At 58.0% G+C, this 2,932-nt stretch carries 4 protein-coding genes; 1 reads left to right on the forward strand and 3 read right to left on the reverse strand.

Annotation, left to right across the window (positions count from 1 at the left end; all coding sequences use genetic code 11):
* Positions 1 to 227, forward strand: a 227-nt coding sequence (locus J2Y63_RS35305; RefSeq protein ID WP_435269823.1) for a MarR family winged helix-turn-helix transcriptional regulator, incomplete at its 5' end; no start/stop codon positions are given.
* Positions 228 to 686: 459 nt separating this feature from the next.
* Here the strand turns inward: J2Y63_RS35305 and J2Y63_RS35310 are convergent.
* From J2Y63_RS35310 to J2Y63_RS35320, 3 genes are all read right to left on the reverse strand, one after another.
* A complete protein-coding gene (locus J2Y63_RS35310; protein ID WP_435269824.1) occupies positions 687 to 1,265 on the reverse strand; it encodes a carboxymuconolactone decarboxylase family protein in 579 nt (192 codons plus the stop codon).
* A gap of 69 nt (positions 1,266 to 1,334) precedes the next feature.
* On the reverse strand, positions 1,335 to 1,916 hold the full coding sequence (locus J2Y63_RS35315) for a DUF488 domain-containing protein (RefSeq protein ID WP_435269825.1): 582 nt from the start codon (positions 1,914 to 1,916) through the stop codon (positions 1,335 to 1,337).
* Position 1,917: 1 nt separating this feature from the next.
* On the reverse strand, positions 1,918 to 2,397 hold the full coding sequence (locus tag J2Y63_RS35320) for a DUF3833 family protein (RefSeq protein WP_435269826.1): 480 nt from the start codon (positions 2,395 to 2,397) through the stop codon (positions 1,918 to 1,920).
* Positions 2,398 to 2,932: the final 535 nt, after the last annotated feature.

Below are 2,932 nucleotides of genomic sequence, written 5' to 3' on the forward strand. Positions count from 1 at the left end.
TCGGGCTTGCCGAACGCAGGCAAAGCCCGGCTGACCGTCGCGTGAATGAAGTTGTTGTCACGGCGAAGGGCAAGGCAATGACCGACAAGATCGATATTGCACGCGAAAGGATCGCCCTTGGCGTTTTTGCGAATTGGGAGCCGGCGGAAATCAACGATCTCGTGCGGCTGATGAGAAAGTTCGCGGACGCATTGGCGAACGAGGCTGGGAACCCGGCCGCTGAGTAGCCATCGGGCTAAGTCAAGCGGGCCTTTGCCGGCTCATACGCCTCCTCGTCCGCGATTTACCGCCGACCGTAGTCAGGCTTAGACAGCTTCAGTCCTCGGACTCGCCGACTAACCGTTTTTTTGACACGGCACAACGCGCAAGAGCATCGCATGCGAGCCGATCCGTCACGCGTCCGGAAGCCAGATCGGCCAGCCCGCCTCAACTGCGGCAATCTGACCGGGTGTCTCGGTATAGGGAAAGCGGGCAGCGAGCCTGGTATAATCCCCGCTCGACGGAACGATGACGGCGGTCCTCACCTCCCGTTTCTGCTTTGCCACCCGCATAATGTGGCGCGCGACCTTCCGAATATTATCGATTATCGTTGCCCGTTTCTTCTGGCAAGCCTCGGTATGTATCCGCAGCGACCTCTCCAAGGCCGACGATGCCAAGGTCGAAAAGCGCAGTTCCGTTCTGCTTAGCTATTTTCTGACCGCTACCATCTCGTCCCGCACCGTCGGATCGTCATCCAGAAATTCCGGCTCAGCGGTCGCGCCAACGGCGTCGAAGTAGCGGCTCATGAAGCTGCGGAAGGACGCCGCCAATGCGATATCTGCGATGTTGACATCCGTAAGCCCGACAGAGCGCAGACGCTGGATGTGCGCCTCCGTTATCTTCGATGCGTCGAGAGTGATCTGTTCGGCATATGCCAGCATTTCGACCTGTTGCGCAGTCAGGCCCGCCGTCCGGTAGTCCCTTCGGACAGCGAGCGTCTGCTCCCTGCCGAGCACTCCCGAAAGGCTGCGGAAATAGACGTGGGAGCAGTAGCTCGATGGCACATGTTTGGCACAAACGAAGGTAATCAACCGGAAACTCAACAATCCGAGTGAAAAGCCGTCTCGGATTTGGTGAAGGAGATTTTCCACGGGAAGAATGACGTCAGGCCGAGCGGACCAGCATTGGGTCGCCTGCATCACACGGCCCATCGACTCCTTCTCTGCGGCGTAAAGCGCCGCGATCTCGCCTGTCGCCTCGTCGGGCTCGATCGTCTTGATGAACATGTTGCCTCCGATACGGTTCACCCGGCGCACAGTAAAGGCAATCGCCGTCGCGGAAAACCTCTGTCGCCATCATCGGTCCGAACGCGGCGCCTCTCTTACCGAATGCTGTATAGGATAGCTTAGGCCGCGGAGTTCCGGAATGGCGGTTTTGGTCAGCGTTGCGGGCTTCACATCGTGGTCGCCCATCAAATGGAAAACGGATCGTCCTGCCGCGATGAGGTAGTCGGCAATGATACGGCGGTGGCAGCGCCACCACACGGCTTCCACGCACATGATCGCCACCCGTTCTTCTGACGAAAGTCCGAGAAGTTGCTCGAAGCCCGCTCCGAATTCCTCGGACAGCGCATAATCGGCGTAATTGTGAAAACTGCGGTTCTCCCAAAAGGCGTTCACTTCCTCAGGCACCGGCATCTTCCCGCGAAGGCCGCCGAGTTCGGGAATCCGCCGATATCGGATCTGATAGGGAGCAAGTTCTGCAGGAAGAGCATCTTCGTTGAACTGCGGGTTCGAGCGCGACCTGGGAAATCGACGGACATCCACGACCACCCGTACATCGCCAGCCCGCAGCAACTCGACGAACTGAGGGATCGTGCATGTCGAATGCCCAACGGTGTAGACGGGAAGAGCAGAGACGGTACTGGTGCGCGCCACGTCAGGATACCCGTTCGTAGAACGCGCTGATTGTCGCGAACTCTATGCCCAGCTTCGTGAGAGATGCATGAGCCGTCATGTGGTTCTCGTCGTGCAGAATGAACCAGTCATCGAAGGTGTACTTGGTCTTAGAGCCATCGGCGGCAGGGACCTCGCGGTGATATTTCCAGTGAAAACCGTTCCCCGCCTGCGTGCCTTCTGCCGTGCCGCCAATGAGGGTTTCGCGCCCCTCGTACCTGCCTTGGCCACGGTTGATAATTGTCCAGGTCAGAATATCACGATGGCCGTCTTCGAAAGAGTAGGCCTCTTCTATTACCAGGGTGTTTGCCGATGCGTCATAGCGGCCCGCCGCCTCCACGGTGAAGCGATTTTGGAGGTTGCCCAAGCGGCTGAGAGTGATGCCCCATCCGCGTAGTGATCCCGAGAAAAAGTTCTCAAGCACAAAAAGCGGCCGTTGGTCGGCAAAGTCGTCGATATTCATGAGAGCCTCCACGGCGTTGTTTTGATAACCCTGTCGCCGCGTCGAGGTTCCAGCGCACCGTCAGGGCCGACTATTTCGTCGCGACACCATCGACAGCTTCAGGAGATCCTACTTCTCGAACGTTGGGCCACGCGCAGCACACATGCCGTGGGACAGCAAAATGCGTTTCGCGAAAACTGTGGAGCGACCGTCATCCGATCTCCATCACTACACTCGCAAGGCGCACTGATATCCTCGCTCCTGAGCCGCGTGTTGCCTTCGCGCTTATAGGCAAACATTTGATCCCTATGTCGACACAAGCGAAACTCCCGGAACCCGATCACGTGCGTCACCCTTTTTAAGATTGGGTCACCGTCTCGACGGTTGCAATCTGAACGGAGATCCTTGCCGACTGTGAAGGCGGACCGCGACATTGCTTCCTCGCGCCCTCGAACGGCTGGTATGAATAGCCCCGAGTTTCGTAGACACCCTCGGGTTAGATTTTCTGCTGCTTCTCGAACTCGACGGGCGACAGCATCCCGTTCCTGACGTGTTT

The sequence above is a fragment of the Shinella sp. BE166 genome (assembly GCF_051201095.1).
GTDB lineage: Bacteria > Pseudomonadota > Alphaproteobacteria > Rhizobiales > Rhizobiaceae > Shinella > Shinella lacus.